The sequence below is a fragment of the Bifidobacterium sp. M3-N-101 genome, assembly GCF_023656805.1.
Lineage (GTDB): Bacteria > Actinomycetota > Actinomycetes > Actinomycetales > Bifidobacteriaceae > Bifidobacterium > Bifidobacterium breve.
This window is the reverse complement of the sequence record NZ_JAMOKQ010000001.1, coordinates 270,386-293,869: the sequence shown is the minus strand read 5'-3', so window position 1 is coordinate 293,869 and position 23,484 is coordinate 270,386. Positions and strand designations below refer to the sequence as shown.

Here is a 23,484-nt window from a genome sequence, read left to right as displayed (position 1 = left end):
TGAGCTAGGCGATTTTCGCGACATCTATCGGTGATACAGTTTGAACTTGCATTGAACGAGTGCCGTAGTCGGCGTGAACAGGGCCGAGCGGCAGAGAAGAGAAACGAAATCAGTATGGCCGATACAAATGCGAACGGTAACGCGCAGCAGTCCGGGAGCAAGCTCAAGTCCGTCGAGAGCCTTGATCAGACCAATGCGATGGAACGAGGCCTCAGCAACCGCCATGTACAGTTCATCGCCATCGGCGGCACTATCGGCACCGGCCTGTTCCTGGGCTCCGGCAAATCGATCTCGCTGACCGGCCCCTCGATCGTCTTCGTGTATATCCTGGTCGGCGTCATCATGTTCTTCCTGATGCGCGCCATCGGCGAGATGATGTACCGCGACCCCAGCCAGCACACCTTCATCAATTTCATCACCCGCTACCTGGGCAACGGATGGGGGCATTTCGCAGGCTGGACGTATTGGGCCGCGCTCGTGCTGCTGGGCATGACCGAGATCACGGCCGTCTCCACGTACTTCATCACCTTCTTCGACACGTTCGGCATCGACCTGACCCATTGGAAATGGCTGATCGAGCTGTGTTTCCTGGTGTCGCTGGTGTCCGTCAACCTGATCGCCGTCAAGGTGTTCGGCGAGGTGGAGTTCTGGTTCTCGATGATCAAGATCACGCTGATCGGCGCGATGATCGTCACCGCCGTGGTCATGATCGTGGTCGGCTACCAGTACCCGGCCGCGCGGATTCACGGCGTGGATCATGTGAGCCCGGCGGGTCACGCCGGACTCGACAACCTGTTCGCCGGCTTCTCGTTCGCCCCGAACGGCTGGATGGCCTTCCTCATGAGCTTCCAGATGGTGTTCTTCGCCTATGAGCTGCTCGAGTTCGTGGGCGTCACCGTCTCCGAGACCAAGAATCCTCGTGAGGTGCTGCCCAAAGCCGTCAACGAGATCATCGTGCGTGTGCTCATCTTCTATGTGGGCGCACTGGTGGCCATCATGTGCATCGTGCCGTGGACCTCGTTCAAGCCGAACGAGGACGGCTCCTTTGCCTCCCCGTTCATCATGGTGTTCCAGTACGCCGGGCTGAACTGGGCGTCCGCCCTGGTGTTCTTCGTGGTGATCACCGCCGCGTCCTCGTCGCTCAATTCGCTGTTGTATTCCGCCGGCCGCCACCTGTACCAGCTGTCCGAGGTGTCGCCGAGCCCGATGCTCAACAAGATTGGGCAGGTTTCTGATCGCAAAGTGCCGGCGCGCGCAATTCTGGTGTCTGCAGTGCTGATTCTGCTCTCGCCGATTGTTAACGCCATTCCAGGTGTTTCCGGTGCGTTCGTGCTGTTCTCGTCTGCCAGTTCCGCGGTATTCCTATTTATTTACATTCTGACGCTGGTGGCACACCGGAAGTACCGTCGTTCGGACGACTTCATCCCGGACGGTTTCGTGATGCCTGCATGGAAGGTGCTGAACACAGTGGCGATTGTGTTCTTCGTGTTTATTTATCTGACGCTGTTCTTGGCGGACGATACGCGCAATTCCGCGATTGCCGGCTTGGTGTGGTTGATTGGCTTCGGTGGCTTCTCGCTGTTGCGCGAGCGTTACCGCAGTCGTGATTTGAAGGCCGCGCTAGAGCATAAGGAGTAGGTTTTTGGCTCCCCCTCCCTGAGGGGAGCTGGATTGCGTAGCGAGACTGAGGGGAGTCGCGGTGGCACCGGGACTCCCCTCAGTCGTCTAACGAAGACAGCTCCCCTCTTCAGAAGGGTGCCAAGCAAATGCTGAAATCAGTACTGATATTCCTGGTGTCTTCTCTCCGGCCGTGACCACAAACGGCAAATGGTTGCGCTTGGATGGGATTGGGCAGGTGCAGAACAGGCTGAACGCGCACGGGTAGTTGAAGTCAATATGGTCCAGCGTGAGGATATCCGCGGCCGTCAATTCGTAAATGCGGCCGATGCCGGCGGTCTCGGTGCCGCTCGTCTCGTCGGAGAAGAATATGTAGGCGTCCCGACGTGGTCTATTTCACGCGTGATCTGGAGTAGACGATATCGATATATAGGTATTCGGCCGAAGGGGGTGGCGTCGCAATGGATGGTTCAGTTGTGGCGCTATTTCCCCTTTAGTCGTCTAACAACGGCTCAGCCTTAGAGAAGGGCGTCGCGCATGGGTCAGCTATGCGACGGACGACCGCTGCCCGGGTAGCGCAATGCCCCGTGCACTAGTGCCGATGTGAAATGCATGCTGCACATGCCCGCTTCCCCAGCCTCATGCGTGCATCCAGCAATGCTGCATAGATTCATTCCTCGAATCATGATTCCCCCCCCCCCTCGGTGGTCTGGCTTCCGTGCCAGCTCTTTCTTGACTCCATATGTAGCCCGGAATCGTTGCAATGTATAGGTGCTGTGTATTGATTCGTTTTTTACAGGTGCTCTATCGTTTTTGTGGTCTCGTGAACAGCTGGGGCGACGGATCTGCCTAGATTACTCTCAATGGTGAATTGTTTACGGTGTGAGATATTCTTTGGGATGTTTGCGGTGCACTGCCGCATGGTGCGTGAAATGGATGGTGCTTCGATATGGGATTCGAGCAGGAAGCGGTCGGCGAGCTGTATGCCAGCGTATGGGGCAATCGTTCGAAAATGCAGAGGGAATTCACGCGCGGCGCCCATGGAGAGCAGTTCGTGCTTCGGGAGTTGTCCCTCAAGGGCACCCAGACGCCGTCGCAGTTGGCGACTGCGCTTCAAGCCAGCTCAGGCCGTATCTCCACCGTGCTGTCATCATTGGAAAAGAAGGGCTGGATTACGCGCGACATTGATTCTAATGATCGGCGCATCATCCGCGTGAGCCTTACTGATTCCGGGCGTGAGGAGTCTCGTCGAATGATTGATGAGATGCGTTCCGCAATCTGCTGGATCTTCTCGCAGATGGGGGAGCGTCGCACGCGCGAATTCGTTGATTTGCTTTCAGAATTCACCACGTACATGTCGATTTGCCATCCCGGCCAGCCGCGTCCTACTCCTGAGCAAGTGCGGGGGGCGTTTGCCGAGCGGGATAAGCGCGTGGCGGAGCACATGGCGGCCAAACATGCTGAGGGCTGATCGGCACGCATGATTGATGATGCTCGCAGCGAACATGCAGAATTGCGCGTAATATCTTACGGTGTAAGTAATCAAATAATGAAAACTATTAAGACATCGTGAATCAATAAGTATCGATAACTCAATCAATCCACAAATCAAATAGTTAATAACCCAATAACCAACCAACACAAGGGGAAACCAATGTTTCGCATCATGAAATACCTCTCCAAAGCGGAGATCGGTCAGATGCTTATCGCCTTAGTGTCCATCGTCGGGCAAATCTGGTTCGACCTCGAACTGCCCGATTATATGTCAGACATCACCACCCTGGTCGAGACGCCGGGCAGCGCAATGGCGGACATCTGGGTCGCCGGCGGCAAAATGCTGCTGGTCTCGCTCGGCTCGGTCGCCTGCGCGATCATCACCGGCTATATCGCGGCGCGCGTGGCCTCCAGCTTCGGCCAGCGCCTGCGCTCGCTCGAATTCCGTAAGGTCGAATCCTTCGGCCCGGCCGAAATGAGCAAGTTCTCCACGGCCAGTCTCATCACCCGCTCCACCAACGACATCACGCAAATCCAGATGTTCATCACCATGGGTCTGCAGCTCATTGTCAAGTCGCCGATCATGGCCGTGTGGGCTGTCTGCAAGATTGCCGGCGAGGGCTTCGAATGGACGGTCGCCACGGCCATAGCGGTCGTGATCCTGCTGGTCGCGGTCGTAATCCTCATGGCGATGGTCATGCCGAAGTTCAAGGCCATGCAGAGGCTCACCGATAACATCAACCTCGTGGCCCGCGAGAATCTCACTGGTCTGCGGGTGGTGCGCGCCTACAACGCCGAGGACTACCAGGAGTCCAAATTCACCAAGGCGAACAAGGATCTGACCGATACGCAGCTGTTCACCAACCGCACCATGGCCATCATGATGCCGCTGATGAACACGGTGATGAACGGCCTTATGCTCGCCGTCTACTGGATTGGCGCCTACCTGATCGAGGCCGCCGAGCTTACCGACAAGCTCACCGTGTTCTCCAACATGGTGGTGTTCTCCAGCTACTCCGTGCAGGTGATTATGAGCTTCCTGCTGATGAGCATGGTATTCGTGCTTTGGCCGCGCGCCGACGTGTCCGCACAGCGCGTGATGGAAGTGCTCAACACCGAGCCGATTGTGAAAAACGGCACCAAGCGCGCGGCCGATATCGCAAAGACCGGGCAGACGGGCACTGTGGAATTCAAGAACGTGAGCTTCACCTACCCGGATTCGCGCGAGGCCATGCTGCAGGGCATCAACTTCAAAGCCGAGAAGGGCCAGACCGTGGCGTTCATCGGCTCTACCGGCTCGGGCAAGTCGTCGCTGATTAATCTCGTGCCGCGCTTCTACGACGTATCCGCCGGGCAAGTGCTCGTCGACGGTGTGGACGTGCGCGACTATGACATGGTCGCCCTGCGAGACAAAATCGGCTACGTGCCGCAGCGCTCCGTGCTGTTCAAGGGCACCGTGGCCGGCAACATCAGCTACGGCGACAAGCCCGGCGAGAACGACACGGTCGAACTGGCGGATACCTCCACTCCCGCCGGCCGTAAGCGTGAGGCGCTTCAGCTGGCCGCCGATGCCGCCAACGACGGCAAGTTGACAGACGAACAGATGAGCCGTGTCAAGGCCGCTGCCGACGTGGCCCAGGCCAGCGAATTCGTCAACCGCATGGACGGCGGATTCGATTCGCCGATCGCACAAGGCGGCTCGAACGTGTCCGGTGGCCAGAAGCAGCGTCTGTCCATCGCCCGCGCCGTCTACCGTCATCCGGAAATCCTGATTTTCGATGACTCGTTCTCTGCGCTCGACTTCAAAACCGACCGTGCGGTGCGAGACGCGCTCGCCGAGGAAGCCAAGGATTCCACCAAGCTCATCGTGGCCCAGCGCATCGGCACGATCATGAACGCCGATCGCATCGTGGTGCTTGACGAGGGCAAGGTTGTGGGGCAAGGCACACACAAGGAGTTGCTCGAGAACTGCGAAGTGTACCGACAGATTGCCGAATCCCAGCTGAGTGAATCGGAACTGACTGCGTAACTTAGATGGCTCCCGCTGGCGGGAGCTGTCGAGCATAGCGAGACTGAGGGTGGTCTCTGAAGCCTCCTCTCAGTCACTTCGTGACAGCTCCCCTTCAGAGGAGAGCCAAGAGACAAAGGACTTAAGAAACAATGCCAAGAGGACCTATGGGCCGCGGAGGTGCGGTCGAAAAACCACAGGATTTCGGCAAAGTCATGGGCAAACTCGTCCGCTTTTGCCACAAATACGTTCCTGCCATCATCATCGCGCTTGTGCTGGGCGCGGCTGGCACCATCTGCCAGATTATCGGCCCGGACAAGCTCAAGGACATGACCAATGAGATCACCAAAGGTCTGCCTGCGGTAGTGCATGGCAAGCCGGTGCTCAATTCCATCGACATGGGCGCGGTTGCTCGTATCGGCTGGCTGCTTGTGGTGCTGTATGTGGGCTACGCGTTGCTCAGCTACATTCAGAGCTGGATGATGGCCACCGTTACGCAGCGCACTGCGCAGGAGTTGCGTGAGTCGATCAGCAAGAAGATCAACAAGCTGCCGCTCAGTTACTTCGACAAAGTCAGCTACGGCGACGTGCTTTCTCGCGTCACCAACGATGTGGACGCTATCGGCCAGACGCTGGGCCAGTCGCTCGGATCGCTGATCACATCCGCGACGCTGTTCGTGGGCGCATTGGTCATGATGTTCTACAACAACTGGATCATGGCGCTGTGCGCAATCGGTTCAAGCATCATCGGCCTGATCATCATGATGGTCATTATGAAGGTCTCGCAAAAGTACTTCACCCGCCAGCAGGTCGCGTTGGGTGATGTGAACGGCCATGTGGAGGAGATGTACGCCGGTCACACCATCGTCAAGGCATACAACGGCGAGGCAGATTCTATTCGTCGGTTCGAGCGCTACAACGCGGATCTGTACGATTCCGGCTGGAAGTCGCAGTTCTTGTCTGGTCTGATGATGCCGCTGATGAACTTCGTCGGTAATTTCGGCTATGTGGTGGTGTGCGTGGTGGGTGCCGCGCTCGCCATGGACGGCCAGATCGAATTCGGCGTGATCGTGGCGTTCATGATGTATATCCGCCTGTTTACGCAGCCGCTCTCGCAGTTTGCGCAGGCGTTCCAGAACCTGCAGCGTTGCGCCGCCGCATCCGAACGCGTATTCGGATTCCTCGAAGAGTCGGAAATGGCTGACGAATCCGGCAAGCAGGCGCTGCTTGGCGCTCAAGGCCATGAGGTGCACGGCGATGTGGAATTCAGTCACGTGCGCTTTGAATATGAGGCCGGCAAGCCGATTATCAACGACTTCTCCGCTTCTGTCTCCTCCGGTCAGAAGGTTGCTATTGTGGGTCCGACCGGTGCCGGTAAGACCACTATGGTCAACCTGCTTATGCGCTTCTACGAGATTGCCGGTGGCTCGATCGCCATCGACGGCGTGGACACCAAGTCCGTGCCGCGCTGGAATGTGCACGACCAGTTCTCCATGGTGCTGCAGGATACCTGGATCTTTAATGGCACTGTGCGCGAGAACATCGCCTACTCCAAGCCGGGCGTTACGGATGAGCAGATCATCAGCGCATGCAAAGCTGTGGGATTGCACCACTACATCATGTCGCTGCCGAATGGCTACGACACCGTGCTCGACGAGAATTCGTCGCTGTCCGCCGGCCAGAAGCAGCTGCTCACCATTGCCCGCGCAATGGTACAGGACGCACCGATTCTGATCCTCGATGAGGCCACATCTTCGGTCGATACCCGTACTGAAGAGTTGATTCAGAAGGCCATGGACGCGTTGACCGTGGACCGTACCTCCTTCGTGATTGCGCACCGCCTCTCCACGATTCGCGACGCCGACATGATTCTCGTCATGAATCACGGCGATGTGATCGAACGCGGCACGCATGAGGAGTTGCTGGCTGCTGATGGCTTCTACGCTGATTTATACAACAGCCAGTTCGCGTTGGCGGGCTGACGGCTGAACTATCGCATGAAAAAGCTGCCCGGAAAATCGGGAGACTGGGCAGCGGAGCGGTCGGCGGTGAGGATGGCGCATTCGAATGGAAAGTGTGCGCGCAGTTGGGCGGCCGGGGTGGTGAAGAGGGCGGTGGCAAGGCCGTCAGCTTGGGCGGTAGCCAAAGATGGCGGCGTAGCGGCAACCCATGTGGCGGCTACGCTGTTAACCGGCACACCGTCGATGGCGTTGAGCAGATGGTGGAGTTGATGGCCGGCGGCATCGGTCCAGTGTCGGCGGCTGGGGGAGCTTGCGCAGAACGCGCCTTGGCTAATCTCTGCCACACCGACGGCGTTAGCCGGGTCGGAGGGATCTTCAAGGGCGATGGTGATTGGTTCGCTCGTGTGCACCAGCAAATCGCCGCCGGCGTCGATGACATATCGGAGGTCGCTCTGGGCCACCCCCAGCCTTTCCGCAATCAGATCCACCAGATGGCCCTTGCCGCATGCGCCGAAGTCGAGTGCGACCGGGCCATGCGTAACCAACGTTGTGCCATGGTGCTCGATGGCGTGATCCCATGTGGCCCGCCCATGAATCGCACCTGTGTGTTCAGCGGCATTGGGTTCGTTCACAGATGAATATGATTTGTCATATCCCAGCCGAATCAGATCTTCGCCCACGCATGGGTCAATCGCCCCATTGGTAGCAGAAAACAAGTGGTCATACAGGTCAAATAGATTCAGCGTCCAGTCAGGAAAATCGAATGTGCCGCCGTGCGTGGCCACGCGCATCTGACCCACAATCGAGTCACCTTTAAATCGAGACAGTACGTTTTCGTAATCGGAAATGAGGTCTTCGATGTGCTGGTGCAGGTCACCGCCCAGCGCGCTCGCGGTATGCAACAGCAGGCCGGTTCCCAAGGCATTGGGGAATGCGGCGGTGTGCGGCAATTGCTCGGTTAGGCCTGTCATGCCTACTATCGTAGGGCGTGTGGCTGCGCGGCTGCAAGGCGCTGCGCTGTGCGGTGTATACTGAATCTTGACACTGTGTCAATGTTGATTCGGAGGGTATGAGAATGGACAATGCAACAGCGGTAAGTGCAACGAATGTGTCCGGTGGCTCGTTGCAATCGACTATCAAGGATTTGCCCATTGCCAAAGTGTGGGCCTTCGCGGTCGGCCAGTTCGGCTGGGCGCTGCTTTCCGGCATCATCTCCAACTGGCTCGTCTACTTCTACCAGCCCGATCAGGAGACCATCTCCCAAGGCCAGACCGTGTTCGTGCCGCAGGGTCTCGTGGTGCTTGGGCTAGTAACCGTGGTGGGAGGCATCACCGCATTCGCCCGATTCTTTGATGCTTTCGTGGACCCGGCCGTGGCCTCCCTGTCCGACCGCTGCGATTCCAAAGCCGGCCGCCGCATGCCCTTCCTGAAATTCGCGGCCCTGCCGCTCGCCGTGGTCACCGTACTCGTGTTCTGGAGTCCGATCAACGGCACCAGTTGGGTCAACGCGGCATTCCTGTTCGTCACTGTTATCGGCTACTACATTGCCCTCACGTTCTACTGCACGCCGTACAACGCGCTCATCGCCGAGCTCGGTCACGATTCCAAGCAGCAGTTGACCATCTCCACCGCCATCTCCTTCACCTGGGTGGCCGGCACCGCCATCGCCTATGTGGCGCCGGTGATTTGGGGCGCATTCGTGCCGATGATGGGGCGCATCACCGCCATCCGCGTGACCTTTACCATCATGGCTGCCGTGGCGTTCGCCTGCATGCTTGTGCCGCCGCTGGCCATTCGTGAGAAGGACTACGTCAACTCGCAGCCCACCTCCGAATCGACCATTGAATCCCTGAAGCAGACCTTTTCCGACGGTGAATTCCGCAAGTTCGTATGCTCCGACGTGGTCTACTGGGTGGCCATCACCACGTTCCAGACCGGCCTGCCGTTCTTCGTGACCAGTCTGCTGAAACTGCCGGAAACCACCACGACCATCTACTTTGTACTCATGACCGGCGTCTCGGTGCTGTTCTATCTGCCGGTCAATATCCTGGCTAACCGTGTGGGCAAAAAGCGCTTGTTGCTTATCGCTTTTGTGATTTTCACCTGCGCGTTCGCCTTTGCCGGTGCACTCGGCTCCGGTGTACTCGCCCTCATGCCGGCCATGGCCCAGGGTCTGACGCTTTCAGTGGTGGGTGCGATTCCGATGGCTGCATTCGGCATCCTGCCGCAGGCCATCGTGGCGAATATCGCCGATGCCAGTTCCAAGACCACGGGCCAAGATCGTCAGGGCATGTTCTACGCGGCTCGTACTTTTGCCATGAAAATGGGGCAGTCCGTGGCCATGTTGCTGTTCACCGGAGTGTCCACCATCGGCATGACATCCGGCGCGGGCTACCGTATCGCCGCCGTGTGCGCGGCTGTGCTGTGTGGATTGGGCGGCATTGTGTTCGCGTTCTATAACGAGAAGAAGGTGTTGCACGTGCTGGGGGCATAGGCATAGTGCAGTTGCGGCTGGATTGGCTTGATTGATTCGACCAGCCAGCTGGCATACGTTTTTCAGACTATTTCGGCTCTTGTCTGGAAAATGTGCACTGCTGTGTGCTCAGTGTGCGTTCTTCCAGATTTTTGGGAAAATAGTCTGTCTGCCGACGCCCTGCCCGAATTGCGTTTGACTGCACCCCGTATTATATTTGTGCGAGTTGCTTTGCGGAGCAAAGTAACATCCAAGGGGCTGTAGCTCAGTTGGTAGAGCGCTTCGTTCGCATCGAAGAGGTCGCGGTTTCGACTACCGTCAGCTCCACGAGACCCTCTGCATTCATTCCACCGCAGAGGGTCTTTTCATTTTGAAAGTAGACCTCAAAAATGCAAAGCGCAGAAAAAACTCGTTGGTGAAGGGTCATTCTGCACTTCGAGGGGCTGATTTGGTGTTTGCTGGAGGTCTACCTCCGTTTCAAGGGGCTGGTCGTTAAGTAGACATGTCTCCAAAACGGCGAAATATCATTGATAGCAGGCCGTTCCTACTCACGTTTTGACGTTTGGGGAGCCCCTCGAAACGGAAGTAGATCTCCGGAACATGTGAAATCAACCCCTCGAAGTGCAGAATGCTCCTGATCCCACAGTAGATTGCTCTTTGGCTTGGGCAATACTGGGAGTATGACAAGCGCAGATGAGTTGAATGAACAGCGTGACGCTGAACAGAGCGTCGCACAAGTGTTTGAACGCAACGATGGGAACGATGGGATTGATGCCGGCGAACCTGCCGCTTCCCAAACTCGCGAGTCGGCTGTGACTATTCCTGCTGGCACTGTGGTACTCGCTGCGACCCCAATCGGCAACGTCGGCGACGCTTCTGCTCGTCTGGTGGCTCTTTTGGAACGCGCCGACATCGTAGCCGCAGAAGACACCCGCCGCCTGTTCGACCTGGCTCGCCGCCTCGGCGTCTATGTGAACGGTCGAGTCGTCGCCTACCACGATCACAACGAGCGAGACAAGGCCGACGGTTTGCTTGATCAGGTCGAAACCGGTGCGACCGTGCTCGTCGTTTCCGACGCCGGCATGCCCACCATCAACGATCCAGGCCTGGCCATTGTGCGCCGCGCCATTGAACGCGGCCTGCCCGTCACCTGCGCGCCTGGCCCCTCTGCCGTGCTTGACGCGCTTGCCCTTTCCGGCCTGCCCACCGATCGCTTCTGCTACGAGGGATTCCTGCCGCGCAAGCATGCCGAACGAGTGCAATATCTACGCACACTGTTGGGCGAACGCCGCACCATTGTGTTTTACGAGACGCCTCACCGCATCGCCGATTCGATGGATGATCTGCTTGACGCATTCGGCCCGAACCGTCCGATGGCGCTGTGTCGGGAGCTCACCAAGGATTATGAGCAAATCCGGCGAGGTCCAATCGGAGAGATTCGCCAGAGTGTGATTGACGATCCGCCGCGCGGCGAGATGGTACTGGTCATCGGCGGCGCTTCCAGTGAAGAGTCCGAGGCCGCCGCGCCCAGCACGTTGAGCGTGGAAGATATGGCCGTGCTGGCTATCGACCGTGCGTTGGAGGATGGCCTGCGTATCAAGGACGCCATCGCGCAGGTGGTGCAGGAGCATCCGTTGGCCGATGGTTCGCTGGCCAATCGCAAGCAAGTGTATGCGGCGGTGTTGGAGATTAAGGGGTAGGATCCGCGTATTTACATGATGCCGTTGGTTGGCGCTTGCGATTGACGTGGATAATTGATGGCATCTGTAATGATTGAGATTCCGCGGTAATTTGCCGGGGGATGAGACTTGCGGCAGCATTATTCCTCCTCCATCGATTCCAGTAGAACCGCCAGCGCCCGCTTCACTCCTGGTCCGCCCGCCTGCGAGATGAATTCCAACAATGCCGCATCCGCCCGAGGATTGGCAATAAGCCAGCGCCTGAGTTCGGGCGCATGCTGGGCGATATGCCACAGCACTTCGATTGGCGTATCCGGCGAACAGGCTACGGATGGGGTCAATGCGATTGGCGGCGATGGTGGGGCATCATGATTGACAGCAGCGCTCGCGTGTGGGCTATGCGATTGAATATCAGAAGCGCGCGGTAGCCGCTGCGCTTGATGCAGACGGTCAAGTCGCCGGGAAGCGTGGCGGCCGGTTATGCGCATTGCCCTAAGGCCGGTTCGGACTCCCGTTGTAATGATTCGAAAAATATCCGTGCGCGACCGGCATGCTTATGATGCCGGTGCTCTTTGATGATTTGCAGGCATTCGCTGGCACGGAAACTGTATGCGGTCATCAAGCGGCATACCAACGTATTGATGGCGGACGGGTCCGGCGCATCGTCCATGCCCATCACCAGATCACAGGCTGTACGCTGCGGTGTGGTGACAGGAAGATTGCCCAGTCGAATAATGTGCTCTGGCGACGTGACCCGCCTGAATACGCGGATGCGGCGGCCTGCGGAAGTCGAACGAAAATGCGAAGTGGAAATCACGTCAATGGTTCTCGGAAAATCCGGACCGCCAAGCCATACCCAGGCGGCAGTCAGCGCGCACGCCACGGTTCCGAACGGGGCGACCGTGGAGACAATCATCGCGCGGCCATATAGTGTGCTGGCGTGTTCGTTCCAGTAGCCAGCGGATTCGTCGAACTTTCGTATGGTGCCGAATGTTTCCAGCCGGCTTAAGCTGAGCGGTCCGGGCAGATCTTTGGTGAACAGCACGGGCGGCACTGATGGGCTGACGGTGGTGTGCCGAGCGGTGCCGGCGTTGGCTATGGTGCTCGTCATCGAGCGATTTGGTGCATTCATGTGCCCGACCATACGCATAGTTTGCGCTCGGGCGCTACCGGATAGGCGAAAACGGTGGATAAGTGGATAATTCCGACTGCCGCGCCGAGATTGTGGACAATGCTGTGGGCGGTTTGTTGAGGGGCTGCGCAATGGTCGGTAATCCACATGTTTAGGCATGCTCTTTGTGCTGTGCATCGGCATTTCGATGGGCTTTCCGCGCGTTGCTTATGCGTGTGCCCGGCGTGTCCCCGCCGCGCCGGATAATCAAACATTATGAGTCATGTTTTGGTGAATGTTGCTTGGCCGTATGCTAACGGCCCCCGTCATATTGGTCATGTCGCAGGATTTGGTGTGCCCTCCGACGTTTACGCGCGTTACGAGCGCATGAAAGGCAATGATGTGCTCATGGTCTCCGGCACCGATGAGCACGGTACCCCGATTCTCGTTGAGGCGGAGAAGGAAGGTCTCACGGCCCAGGAGCTGGCCAACCGCTACAACCGTGTGATCGCCAAGGACCTGTGCGACCTCGGCCTGAGCTACGACCTGTTCACCCGCACCACCACCGGCAATCACGAGCACGTGGTGCAGGAGATGTTCAAGCAGTGCTTGGAGAACGGCTACATCTACAAGGGCACCCAGCAGGTGGCCATCAGCCCCTCCACCGGCCGTACCCTGCCCGACCGCTACATCGAGGGCGAGTGCCCGATCTGTCATGCCGAAGGCGCGCGCGGCGACCAGTGCGACGCCTGCGGCAACGAACTCGACCCGGACGATCTCATCAACCCGGTTTCCAAGATTAACGGCGAAACCCCGCGCTTTGAGCAGACCGAACACTACTTCCTCGACCTGCCGGCGCTCGCCGAAGCCAACAAGGCTTGGCTGGAGACCCGCAAGGGCTGGCGTACCAACGTCATCAATTTCTCACTTGGCCTGTTCAAGGAAGTCAAGCCGCGCGCCATCACCCGCGACATCGACTGGGGTATTCCGGTGCCGGTCAAGGGTTGGATCGACAACCCGAACAAGAAGCTGTACGTGTGGTTCGACGCCGTGATCGGCTACCTATCGGCCTCCATCGAATGGGCCCGCCGCCAAGGCGACCCGGAGAAGTGGCGCGAATGGTGGAACGACCCGAAGTGCCCGGCCTACTACTTCATGGGCAAGGACAACATCACCTTCCACTCCCAGATCTGGCCGTCCGAAATGCTCGCATACAACGGCAAGGGCTCCAAGGGCGGCGAAACCGGCCCGATGGGTCCGCTCAACCTGCCTGAGCAGGTGGTGGCCAGCGAGTTCATGACCATGGAAGGCAAGAAGTTCAGCTCCTCCCGCGGCATCGTGATCTACGTCAAGGACATCCTCGCCCGCTACCCCGTGGACGCCGTGCGCTACTACATTTCCGTGGCCGGCCCCGAATCCTCTGATTCCGACTTCACCTGGGCCGAGTTCGTGCGCCACAACAACGAGGAGCTCGCTTCCTCCTGGGGCAACCTGGTCAACCGCGTGGCCAACCTCATCAACAAGAACTTCGGCGAGATTCCGCCGCTGGACGAGGATTCGATGACCAACGAAGACCGTGGCCTTCTGGAAGAGACTTCCGCCGCGTTCGACGTGGTCGGCTCCTCCATCGAAACCCACCACCAGAAGCACGCCCTATCCGAGGCGATGCGCGTGGTCGGCGACATCAACAAGTACATTTCCGCCACCGAACCGTGGAAGATTAAGGACGACCAGGCTCGTCTCGGCACCGTGCTGCACGTGGCCGCTCAGGCCGTGGCCGACGCGAACCATCTGCTCGCGCCGTTCCTGCCGCATTCCGCGCAGAAAGTGTGGGAGGCGCTCGGCGGCGCCGGCACGTTCTCGCCGCTGCCCGAGCTCAAGGAAGTCGAGGATCTCGACAAGCCCGGCTTCACGTACCCGATCATCACCGGCAACTACGAGCTCGGTGTGAACGTGCACCCGTGGAAGAGCGAGGCGATCGAGGTCGGCGCCGTGGTGCCTAAGCCCACGCCGATCTTCGCCAAGATTCCGACCGAGGCCGTGAAAGAGGAGCTGGCTCGCTTCGATGAAGCGTTGGCTGCTCGCCGCGCCGCCGAGGCCGAGCGTCTGGCCGCCGAGAAGGCCAAGCTCGCCGCCGAGTGATTCGACGTCGTTAGTCCATAGCTGACGGGCCGCATTCCTTTCGCCGCATTGCGTGGCGATGGGGTGCGGCCCGTTTCATTATGTGCGATTAGGACCGGCACATTGTGCGTCCATGCTCTTGATGCGGGGTGCCCCCTGTGCTCATAGTGTCATTCGGCTTTGGACACGAGAATGCCCAGAGCGTAAGACCCGACATAGTTGTGCCGGTTGTCGGGCAGCGTTACAAACCCGTCACAGTTTGCCAAGACTTTTCCCAGACAAGCACATCGAATCCCCAAGAATGAGACGGTTATATAGAACATGTCAACGGAATGAAGTTCATACCGGTGGCGAGGTTCTTCCGAACCCCATAACTGAACCCTTCTTCTCTCTTCTCTCTCACCCGGCGGCCCCCTCCGCCGGGTTTCTTCTTTTTGACTGCTGGTTGCGTGATGAGACCCGAATTGTGGCGGAGTTTTCTTCTACCTATGGTGAGGAACTGTTGCGTTCATTGAACGAAGGGAAGACCATGTATACCGTCACATTTCCGGGCAACCTGACTCAAGCGGAATCGGCCTTGGTCAAGCGAGGCACCATACAGATTGCCGCGTTGCTGGCCGCAAAGATCACCGGCCGCGGTCTCATCATCAACGACGGCGACATCGAATACTCATGGGATTTCATCCTGGTCGACGCCAGCAGCGATGAACAGAACACCTTTGACGAGCGACTATTGCGGATGCTGTCCGACTACATCCACGCCGGATTTCCCGATGCCGTGGTCCGCTACACCAAGCACGAGGCGCCAAAGCTCAGTAAATAAACGTGAATGCCCCTCCTCTCTGAACAGAGAGAAGGGGCATTCGAATATATGCTCCCGCCAGCGGGAGCTAAGAGAAAACGTCAGCGGCAGCGGCGGGTGAGTGGCTGCCAGGGGTCGAGCTCGACCGGTTCGGCGGTGAGCAGGGCGCGGGTGGCGTCGTCGAGGTATTCCTTGCGGATGATGAGCTCGGTGACGTAGCGGTCGAACCAGGCGTCGGACATGACGTAGTAGCCGTCCTTGCCGGCGTCCTTGCCCCAGCTGTTCTCCACCTTCCAGCGGTTCGGCTTGCCGTCCTCGCCGAGGTTCACGCCGGTGAAAGTCATGGCGTGGTTGCTCGGGCTGTCGCCGTATTCAAGGCCGTGGGCCTTGTCGCCGGTGAACTCGGTGCCGAACAGCTGGTCGACGCGCACCACGGACTGGTCGAAGAAGCCGTCCTTGCGCAGCGCGAACTGCGTGCAGTCGCAGGCGAACCAGATTGGGTGACCGGCGGTGAGCTGGTCAAGCGCGGCCTTCTTGAACACGTCCAGCGGCACGTTGACGAACTCCATATCGCCCGCCTCGGCCACGTTCGCGCTGAAGCGGATGCGGTAGCGCTGGTTGAACGGACGGTTCTTGAGCGGGGCGTTGGCCAGCGTCGCGAAATCGTTGACGTCCACCGGCACGTACTTCTTGTAGAACTCAAGCGGGGTGATGCCGATCTCGCGAATCTGCGGGCGCTCGTCCTTGCCGGTTTTCGGCTTGTCGGACTTGTCCTTATTGCACTTGCAGGCCTTGGCGTCGGATTTGCCCTCGCATTTGCAGGAGTCGCCGCATTTGCAGGATTCGGCCTTGCCGTCTGCGTCGGCCTTGCACTTGCAGGCCTTGCCGTCGCACTTCTTATCGTCCTCGGCGTCATCCTTGGTGCGCGCGAAGAAGTCGAACTTCTCCGGCGGCTCGCCAAGCGACACGGCGCAGATGCGGTACACGGTGCCCATGTACTCGTCCTTCAGCGTGCGCAGCTCGTCCTCGCCAGCGCCCGCAGCCGAACGGCGGCGCAGCTCGGCCGCGAACTCGCGCAGCTTGGAGTTGAGGCACTGCTTGAAATCGTCGGAATTACGGGAGTTCTCGGACTCCGGGTAAGCGCTCTTGGGCACCAGACCGTACTTGTTCACCAGCGCGGCGAACATTTGCCACCAGCCGCCGTCGTCGGACGGTCCCCAGTTGATGGCCTCGAACAGGCGCGAGTCGGTGGGCTCGTCGAGCGTGCGCAGCACGTTCTCCAGGTAGGTGTTCGACTTCTCCATCGCATCCCAGAAGAACAGGTAGGTCTCGGAGAACTCGAAGTCCTCAAGGTTCCAGCGATGCATGAGTTCGTAACGCAGTGTGTTCAGGGAGGCGAACATCCAGCAGCGGCCGGAACGCTCCTGATTGGTGATCGAACCCTGCTTGAGTTCGATGGAGAAGTCGCGCGGCAGCGCACGTACGCCGCGATAGTCGGTGGCCGCCTTGAGCACGCCGGCTGAAACCGCCGCGTCCGCCGCGATCAGGTTGGCGCGGTCCTTGTTGAAGTCTTCGGTGTACGTACGCAGAAGTTCGGGTTTGATGGCCCGTGCGCTGGCGTCTGTCGTCATGATGCCCCTGTCTGATGCTGATGATGCTGATGGATAATCCGTTGCCGGCGGCGGGGACTGTCACCATCCGGGCCGGCGGACTGCTGACACGAAAGTATAAGGCATGTCCAGCAAAGGCTCAGGAAATACAAAATTAACAAACGGATGTTTGCCCAATATGCAGTAAGTGTTTTCGCGGTTTTCCGTACAGGAAAAAGTCGGAAAAGTCAATACCCATATTCCATATATTGAACTTAATTTGTGGTTTTGAGCGGGGGGGGGGTATCACTTTTCCAGTTATTTGGGAGGTGGTTGGGTGTTCAAGTACATCATCAAGCGCATTGTGAACTACGTGATCATGCTGTTCGTGGCAGTATCGATGACGTATTTCCTGGCCAGCGCATTCATGGATCCGCGTTCGAACTACATGTCGCGCAATCCGCATCCGCCGATCGCGTCGATTAACCGGTCGCTCGATCTGGCCAACATCAACGACCAGACGCCGGTCGTCATCCGCTATTTCCGCTGGCTCAAGGGCATCCTCACCCAGTGGAACTGGGGCCTGAGCCCGGATCAGTCGCCGGTGGCGCCGGCCATCGCCTCCCGTATCTCCGCTTCGCTGCAGCTGGTGACGCTCGCCACCGTGCTCTCCATCCTCTTCGGCGTGAGCATCGGCGTGTACACGGCCATCCGTCAGTACAAGTGGCAGGACCGCGTGCTCAACACCACCGCAACGTTCTTCCTGGTGGTCCCGGCCGCCGTCATGGGCCTGATGGTGGTGCTGCTGGCCATCAACTTCAACAACATCGTGGGCAGCCGCGCGTTCTACGTGACCGGCCTGCACTCCTACCAAGGCTCCAACCCGGTGCTTTGGGTGTTTGACTATCTGCAGCACCTGATCCTGCCCACCATCGTGATGACGATTCCGGGCATGGTGGGCTACCACCTCACCCAGCGCACGTACCTGCTCGACACCATGAACGCCGACTACGTACGCACCGCCCGCGCCAAGGGCCTGACGCTCAACGCGGCCATTCGCCGCCACGCACTGCGCACCTCGCTGATCCCGACCGCCGTGGATGTGGCCTTCTCCATCGCCGGTGTGTTCACCGGCGCGGTGATCACCGAAAACGTGTTCGCTATCAACGGCTTGGGCATGTACTTCACCCAGACCATCGCCAACAACGACATCAACGGTGCCGTGGCCGTGGCCGCGTTCGGTGGCGTGTGCACGCTGACCGGCGCGCTGCTGGCGGATATCTTCTCCGCCTGGCTTGACCCGCGTATCCGACTGAGCTGAGCCCCGCGCAAAGGACGATCTAACATGATGAACGACAACGAGAACATGGTCTCCGACGCCGCCGCCCAGGATATGGAACTCACCGATCCGCAGGGCAGCGAACCGCAGTCCGCCGACGCCAGGAATGCCCAGGAGGCTTCCAGCGCCGACGACTTCCACCGCACCGGCCGCATGCAGCTGTACGTGCGCCGCTTCATGCGCCGCCCCTCGGCCGTGGTGGGTCTGGTAGTGCTGATTCTGCTGATTCTTTTGGCGATTTTCGGCTCGAAATTCTCCCAGTGGAGCTACGACGAGCCCGATTTCGCCGCCCTCGCCTCGCCGCCGTCCGCCCAGCACTGGCTGGGCACCACGGTCGGTGGCTCGGATATGTACGCGATGATCATCCGCGGCCTCGGCCGTTCGTTGACCATCGGTATCTTCAGCTCGTTCGGCACCACGATTATCGCTGCCCTGGTGGGCACGGCCGTGGCCTTCTTCGAAGGCTGGTTCGAGCGCGTGGGCATGTGGCTGCTGGATATGCTGCTCGTCGTGCCGTCCTTCCTGCTCATCGCCCTGATCGTCGGCATGGCGGCCGGCGGCAGCGACTGGCTGTGGCTGGCCATCGGCCTGACCGCATTCGGTTGGATTGGCTACGCCCGTACGCTGCGCACGCTGACCCTGAGCCTGCGCGACCGCGAATACATCCGCGCGGCGAAGTTCATGGGCGTGCCGTCCTTCACCATCATCGTGCGCCACCTGGTGCCGAACCTGGGGTCGGTGCTGGTCATCAACACCGTGCTCGGCGTGATTGGCGCGGTCAACAGCGAGACCTCGCTGAGCTTCCTGGGCCTGGGCATCAAGGCGCCCGACACCTCGCTCGGTACGCTGCTCAACGCCGGCCAGTCCGTGGTGCAGACCTCGCCGTGGGTGCTGGTCTTCCCGTCCGTGGTGCTGATCGTCCTGACCTTCTCCGTGCAGCTGATCGGCGACGGCCTGCGCGACGCCATCGACCCGTACTCCCGCTCCGGCGGCAAGGCCGAGTGAGAGGGGAGACGGGCATCATGAGCGACGAACGCAACGCAAGCAACGTAACAACCAACACCAACCCCGACACCACAGGAGCGCAAGGCATGGCATCCGAACCGGTGATTTCAGTACGCGACCTCACCGTCAGCTTCGCTTCCGAAGCCGGCACCGTGCGCGCGGTGCGCGGCATGAACTTCGACCTGTACCCCGGCAAGACCCTCGGCATCGTGGGCGAGTCCGGCTCCGGCAAGTCCGTGACCTCCATGGCCATCATGGGCCTGCTGGACAAGAACGCCAGCGTCAAGGGCTCCATCACCTACCACGGCGAGGAGCTGCTCAACAAGTCCGATTTTGAGATGAGCGAGATCCGCGGCAAGGGCATCGCCATGGTCTTCCAGGACCCGCTCTCCGCGCTGACCCCGGTGTTCTCCATCGGCGACCAGATCAAGGAAGCGCTGGTCACCCACAATCCGAAGATGACCGAACAGCAGATTCACGACCGCTCCATCGAGCTCATGAACCTGGTCGGCATCCCGGACCCGGAGGGCCGCCTGAAGTCCTTCCCGCACGAGTTCTCCGGCGGCATGCGCCAGCGCGTGATGATCGCCATGGCCATCGCCAACGACCCGGACGTGATCATCGCCGACGAGCCGACCACCGCACTGGACGTGACGATTCAGGCCCAGGTGCTCGAAGTGCTGCGCAAGGCCCAGCGCGAGACCGGCGCGGCCGTCATCTTCATCACCCACGATTTGGGCGTGATCGCCGGCGTGGCCGACGACATCGTCGTCATGTACGCCGGCCGCCCGGTCGAGAAGGCGGACGTCGACTCCATCTTCGACCACCCGGCCATGCCGTACACCATGGGCCTGCTGGGTGCCGTGCCGCGTTCCGACCGCGAACGTAACAGCCGTCTGGTGCCGATTCCGGGTTCCCCGATGAACCTGGTCAACATGCCCAAGGGCTGCCCGTTCGCGCCGCGCTGCCCGCTGGCCACCGACATATGCCACACCACCGAGCCGGCCATGGAGCCGGTGCCGGGCCGCCCGGGCCAGTTCGTGGCCTGCCACCGCACCCAGGAGATCGTGAGCAAGGGCCTGACCTTCCACGACGTGTACACGGTGGCCGAGGCCGCCAGGTCAAAGTTCGCCGGCATCCCGCGCGACGAACGCAAGATGGTGCTCGACGTCAAGCACATGCGCAAGACCTTCCCGCTGACCGCCGGCGGCTTCCTGCGTCGCAAGATCGGCGAGGTCAAGGCCGTGGACGACGTGACGCTGGACGTGCGCGAAGGCGAGACCGTGGCGCTCGTGGGCGAGTCCGGCTCGGGCAAGTCCACCACGCTCATGGAGATCATGGAGTTCAAGCAGCCGCAGGACGGCGAGATCGAGATGTTCGGCACCAAGCTCGAACACAAGATTCCGCGCGAGAAGCGCCGCGAGCTGCGTTCGGCCGTGCAGTACGTCTTCCAAGACCCGATGAGTTCGCTCGACCCGCGCCTGCCGATCTACGACATCCTGGCCGAGCCGATGAAGGTCCAGCACTACTCCAAAGAGCAGATCCGCGAACGCATCGGTGAACTCATGCGTCTGGTGGAACTGAACCCCGACCAGGTGGACCGCTTCCCCACGCAGTTCTCCGGCGGTCAGCGCCAGCGCATCGCCATCGCGCGTGCGCTGTCGGTCAACCCGAAGCTCGTGCTGCTCGACGAGCCGGTCTCCGCACTGGACGTGTCCATCCAGGCCGGCGTGATCAACCTGCTTGAGGACCTGCAGAACAAGCTGGGCGTGGCCTACCTGTTCGTGGCCCACAACCTGTCGGTGGTGCGCCACATCTCCAGCCGCGTGGCGGTGATGTACCTGGGTCGCATCGTGGAATCCGGCGACACCGAAGACGTGTTCGAGCACCCGTTGCACCCGTACACCCAGGCGCTCATCAGCGCCGTGCCGGTGCCGGATCCGAAGGCGGAACGCACCCGCCAGCGCATCGTGCTGCAGGGCGAGGTGCCCAGCCCCACCGAGACGTTCGAAGGCTGCCCGTTCATGGGCCGCTGCCCGCTCATGCCCAAGCTGAGCGCCGAACAACAGGCCCGCTGCCGCGGCGAACGCCCGGCGCTGCGGCCGTATGACACTTCCCGACCGAGCGGCCATCAGGTTGCATGCCATTTCGCATGACGGTCGGAACCATATAGAGGAGGAAATAACAATGAACAAGACACGTAAGCTGACCGCGCTTGCCGCGGCCACTGCGGCGCTTGCCATGCTGCTTGCCGGCTGCGGCGCGGGCAATGGCAACGGTTCCAGCAACGCCTCGAGCGCCGTCGAACCGCCGGCCGGCATCGATTCGTCATACACCGGCGACCTGCCCATGCCGAAGGTCACCGAGCGTTACGACAACCACCAGAGCCGTGACAACGTCAAGGACGGCGGCACGCTGACCCTGTCCATCGTCGAAATCGGCCCGAACTGGAACTACCTGTCTTCCGACGGCAACACCGGCTACATGTCCGAGCTGTGGAGCTGGTACCAGCCCAGCCTGCTCATGACCGACCAGGTCAATGGCTCCCCGATTAAGGTGAACCCGGACTTCCTGACCGACATGAAGCTCGTGAGCAAGGACCCGATGGTCGTGCAGTACGACATCAACCCGAAGGCCAAGTGGAACGACGGCTCCGACATCGACTGGACCGCCTTCAAGGCCACGTGGGAAGCCAACAACGGCTCCAACCCGGACTACAACCCGCCGAGCACCGACGGCTTCGACCGTATCGCTAGCGTTGAGCAGGGCGACAGCCCGAAGCAAGTCAAGGTGACCTACAAGACCCCGTACTACCCGTGGCAGGAAGTCTTCGGCGCTCTGGTGAACCCGAAGGCCGCCGACCCGAAGACCTTCACCCAGGGCTGGGTGAAGAACCCGCACAACGAGTGGACCGCCGGTCCGTACAAGGTCGATTCCTTCTCCGACTCCCAGGTCACCTTCGTGCCGAACGAGAAGTGGTGGGGCAACAAGCCGAAGCTGGACAAGATCGTCTACAAGCAGATGGCCGACACCGCCTCCCTCAACGCCTTCCAGAACGGCGAGATCGACGCCGTGGAGGCCTCCACCAAGGACGACATCAAGGCCATCCGTTCCGTCAAGGACGCCCAGCTGCGCATCGGCTACAGCACCAAGACCCGCGTGCTGGAGTACAACGGCAAGTCCAAGCCGCTTGACGACCTGCAGGTGCGTAAGGCCATCACTCAGGCCTTCGACGTGAACACCTACAACAACGTGCAGTTCCAAGGCCTGAACTGGAAGGCCGAGCAGCCGGGCTCCGAGCTGCTGCTGCCGTTCCAGAAGGGTTACGAGAACAACCTGCCCGCCGAAGCCAAGTACAACGTGGATAACGCCAAGAAGACCCTTGAGGCCGACGGCTACAAGATGGGTAAGGACGGCTACTACGCCAAGGGCGGCAAGACCCTTGAGATCTCCTTCACTTTCTTCGGTGACGACGCCACCCAGCAGGCCCTCGCCAACGCCTACCAGGCGATGATGAAGAAGGCCGGCATCAAGGTCAAGGTCGTGAACGTGGCCGAGTCCAAGTTCTCCGACACCGTGTCTTCCGGCAACTACCAGGTGCTGCCGATGGCTTGGCAGGCTCCGAGCGCCATGACCTTCGTGGTGTCCGCTCCGCAGCTGTACACCTCCGACGGTCCGTCCAACTTCACCTACGTGGGCAGCAAGAAGATCGACGAGCTCGTCAAGAAGGCTGGCAGCCTCTCCGACTATGACGAGCAGACCAAGGCCGTGAACGCCGCCGAGAAGGAAGCCCTCAAGCTGTACGGCACCATCCCGGTCTCCAACCCGGCTTCGTACCTCGGTGCGAAGAAGGGCCTGGCCAACTACGGCCCGTCCGGCTTCGCCGGCAACCTGCCGCAGGACATCGGCTGGCAGAAGTGATGATGTCTGATCGGATGTCTATTGGCATCTGACTGATGTCTGACTGACATGGCCACCGCGCCGGGAACGGTCGGCCGCACGCATCGACTGCATGGCTTTCGATGCCGGACGCGGCCTGCAGCGGTTCCCGGCGGGGTGTGACCGCGGCAGCATATGCCTTACACTCCTTATTTCTGCATATGATGCTGCGGTTGGGAAGCCTCCCGTTTGCGCGCTTATGCGCCGCGCGCGAACGGGAGGTTTTTGCATACTTGCCGCGATTCCACCCCAGCAACGATTTGTCCACCTTGCTGCCCGCGCAGGCGCACGATTAATGGGTGTGTTGCACTCTGTAGTAGATTGACGGGTCCGGCTTATTCGCGGT

At 60.0% G+C, this 23,484-nt stretch carries 17 protein-coding genes and 1 tRNA gene; 13 read left to right on the top strand and 5 right to left on the bottom strand.

The genetic code is table 11. The features are described from left to right. The first annotated feature begins 114 nt into the window (after positions 1–114). Positions 115–1,638 carry an amino acid permease gene (locus NBH12_RS01305; RefSeq protein WP_106641751.1) on the top strand — a complete coding sequence of 508 codons (1,524 nt, stop codon included), beginning with the start codon at positions 115–117 and terminating at the stop codon, positions 1,636–1,638. Positions 1,639–1,725: 87 nt separating this feature from the next. On the opposite strand, the gene NBH12_RS01300 is transcribed toward NBH12_RS01305, so the two are convergent. Next, positions 1,726–1,938 carry a DUF1684 domain-containing protein gene (locus tag NBH12_RS01300; protein ID WP_250819086.1) on the bottom strand — a complete coding sequence of 71 codons (213 nt, stop codon included), beginning with the start codon at positions 1,936–1,938 and terminating at the stop codon, positions 1,726–1,728. 628 nt (positions 1,939–2,566) lie between these two features. Between NBH12_RS01300 and NBH12_RS01295 the strand changes: the two genes are divergently transcribed. The 3 genes from NBH12_RS01295 to NBH12_RS01285 all read left to right on the top strand — a co-directional run bounded on the left by NBH12_RS01295 (position 2,567) and on the right by NBH12_RS01285 (position 7,101). Continuing rightward, entirely contained in the window at positions 2,567–3,088 is a 522-nt protein-coding gene (locus tag NBH12_RS01295; protein ID WP_052790608.1) for a MarR family winged helix-turn-helix transcriptional regulator, read from the top strand. 183 nt (positions 3,089–3,271) lie between these two features. Then, positions 3,272–5,140, top strand: coding sequence for an ABC transporter ATP-binding protein (locus tag NBH12_RS01290; RefSeq protein ID WP_065465466.1), 1,869 nt, complete (start codon positions 3,272–3,274; stop codon positions 5,138–5,140). A 131-nt stretch (positions 5,141–5,271) separates the two neighbouring features. Continuing rightward, positions 5,272–7,101 carry an ABC transporter ATP-binding protein gene (locus tag NBH12_RS01285; RefSeq protein WP_250819078.1) on the top strand — a complete coding sequence of 610 codons (1,830 nt, stop codon included), beginning with the start codon at positions 5,272–5,274 and terminating at the stop codon, positions 7,099–7,101. Positions 7,102–7,109: 8 nt separating this feature from the next. On the opposite strand, the gene NBH12_RS01280 is transcribed toward NBH12_RS01285, so the two are convergent. Continuing rightward, on the bottom strand, positions 7,110–8,051 hold the full coding sequence (locus tag NBH12_RS01280) for an FAD:protein FMN transferase (RefSeq protein ID WP_250819077.1): 942 nt from the start codon (positions 8,049–8,051) through the stop codon (positions 7,110–7,112). A gap of 104 nt (positions 8,052–8,155) precedes the next feature. Here NBH12_RS01280 and NBH12_RS01275 point away from each other — a divergent pair, with 104 nt between their 5' ends. From NBH12_RS01275 to rsmI, 3 genes are all read left to right on the top strand, one after another. Continuing rightward, positions 8,156–9,574 carry an MFS transporter gene (locus tag NBH12_RS01275; protein WP_250819076.1) on the top strand — a complete coding sequence of 473 codons (1,419 nt, stop codon included), beginning with the start codon at positions 8,156–8,158 and terminating at the stop codon, positions 9,572–9,574. 233 nt (positions 9,575–9,807) lie between these two features. Then, a tRNA-Ala gene (locus NBH12_RS01270) sits at positions 9,808–9,880 on the top strand. A 353-nt stretch (positions 9,881–10,233) separates the two neighbouring features. Then, positions 10,234–11,253, top strand: a complete 1,020-nt coding sequence (gene rsmI / locus NBH12_RS01265) for a 16S rRNA (cytidine(1402)-2'-O)-methyltransferase (RefSeq protein ID WP_198553962.1) — start codon at positions 10,234–10,236, stop codon at positions 11,251–11,253. A 119-nt stretch (positions 11,254–11,372) separates the two neighbouring features. On the opposite strand, the gene NBH12_RS01260 is transcribed toward rsmI, so the two are convergent. Together NBH12_RS01260 and NBH12_RS01255 are read right to left on the bottom strand one after the other, a co-directional pair. Continuing rightward, positions 11,373–11,573: a variant leucine-rich repeat-containing protein gene (locus tag NBH12_RS01260; protein WP_225851453.1), complete on the bottom strand. Its 201-nt coding sequence runs from the start codon at positions 11,571–11,573 to the stop codon at positions 11,373–11,375. Positions 11,574–11,710: 137 nt separating this feature from the next. After that, entirely contained in the window at positions 11,711–12,343 is a 633-nt protein-coding gene (locus NBH12_RS01255; protein WP_014484400.1) for a hypothetical protein, read from the bottom strand. A gap of 276 nt (positions 12,344–12,619) precedes the next feature. Between NBH12_RS01255 and metG the strand changes: the two genes are divergently transcribed. Next, positions 12,620–14,485 carry a methionine--tRNA ligase gene (metG, locus tag NBH12_RS01250; protein WP_015439308.1) on the top strand — a complete coding sequence of 622 codons (1,866 nt, stop codon included), beginning with the start codon at positions 12,620–12,622 and terminating at the stop codon, positions 14,483–14,485. A gap of 508 nt (positions 14,486–14,993) precedes the next feature. Next, the gene (locus NBH12_RS01245) at positions 14,994–15,287 is read left to right on the top strand and encodes a hypothetical protein (protein ID WP_054321871.1); all 294 of its coding nucleotides are present in this window, start codon (positions 14,994–14,996) and stop codon (positions 15,285–15,287) included. 80 nt (positions 15,288–15,367) lie between these two features. Here NBH12_RS01245 and NBH12_RS01240 read toward each other — a convergent pair whose 3' ends face one another. After that, positions 15,368–16,897: a C1 family peptidase gene (locus NBH12_RS01240; protein WP_250819075.1), complete on the bottom strand. Its 1,530-nt coding sequence runs from the start codon at positions 16,895–16,897 to the stop codon at positions 15,368–15,370. Positions 16,898–17,192: 295 nt separating this feature from the next. Here NBH12_RS01240 and NBH12_RS01235 point away from each other — a divergent pair, with 295 nt between their 5' ends. The 4 genes from NBH12_RS01235 to NBH12_RS01220 all read left to right on the top strand — a co-directional run bounded on the left by NBH12_RS01235 (position 17,193) and on the right by NBH12_RS01220 (position 23,120). Further along, positions 17,193–18,176 (top strand): ABC transporter permease, encoded by a 984-nt coding sequence (locus NBH12_RS01235; RefSeq protein WP_013141449.1) that lies wholly within the window; start codon positions 17,193–17,195, stop codon positions 18,174–18,176. A gap of 24 nt (positions 18,177–18,200) precedes the next feature. Then, positions 18,201–19,199 (top strand): ABC transporter permease, encoded by a 999-nt coding sequence (locus NBH12_RS01230; RefSeq protein ID WP_250819074.1) that lies wholly within the window; start codon positions 18,201–18,203, stop codon positions 19,197–19,199. A gap of 86 nt (positions 19,200–19,285) precedes the next feature. Next, positions 19,286–21,355 carry a dipeptide ABC transporter ATP-binding protein gene (locus NBH12_RS01225; protein WP_250819085.1) on the top strand — a complete coding sequence of 690 codons (2,070 nt, stop codon included), beginning with the start codon at positions 19,286–19,288 and terminating at the stop codon, positions 21,353–21,355. A 31-nt stretch (positions 21,356–21,386) separates the two neighbouring features. After that, positions 21,387–23,120: an ABC transporter family substrate-binding protein gene (locus NBH12_RS01220; protein WP_250819073.1), complete on the top strand. Its 1,734-nt coding sequence runs from the start codon at positions 21,387–21,389 to the stop codon at positions 23,118–23,120. Positions 23,121–23,484 lie beyond the last annotated feature (364 nt).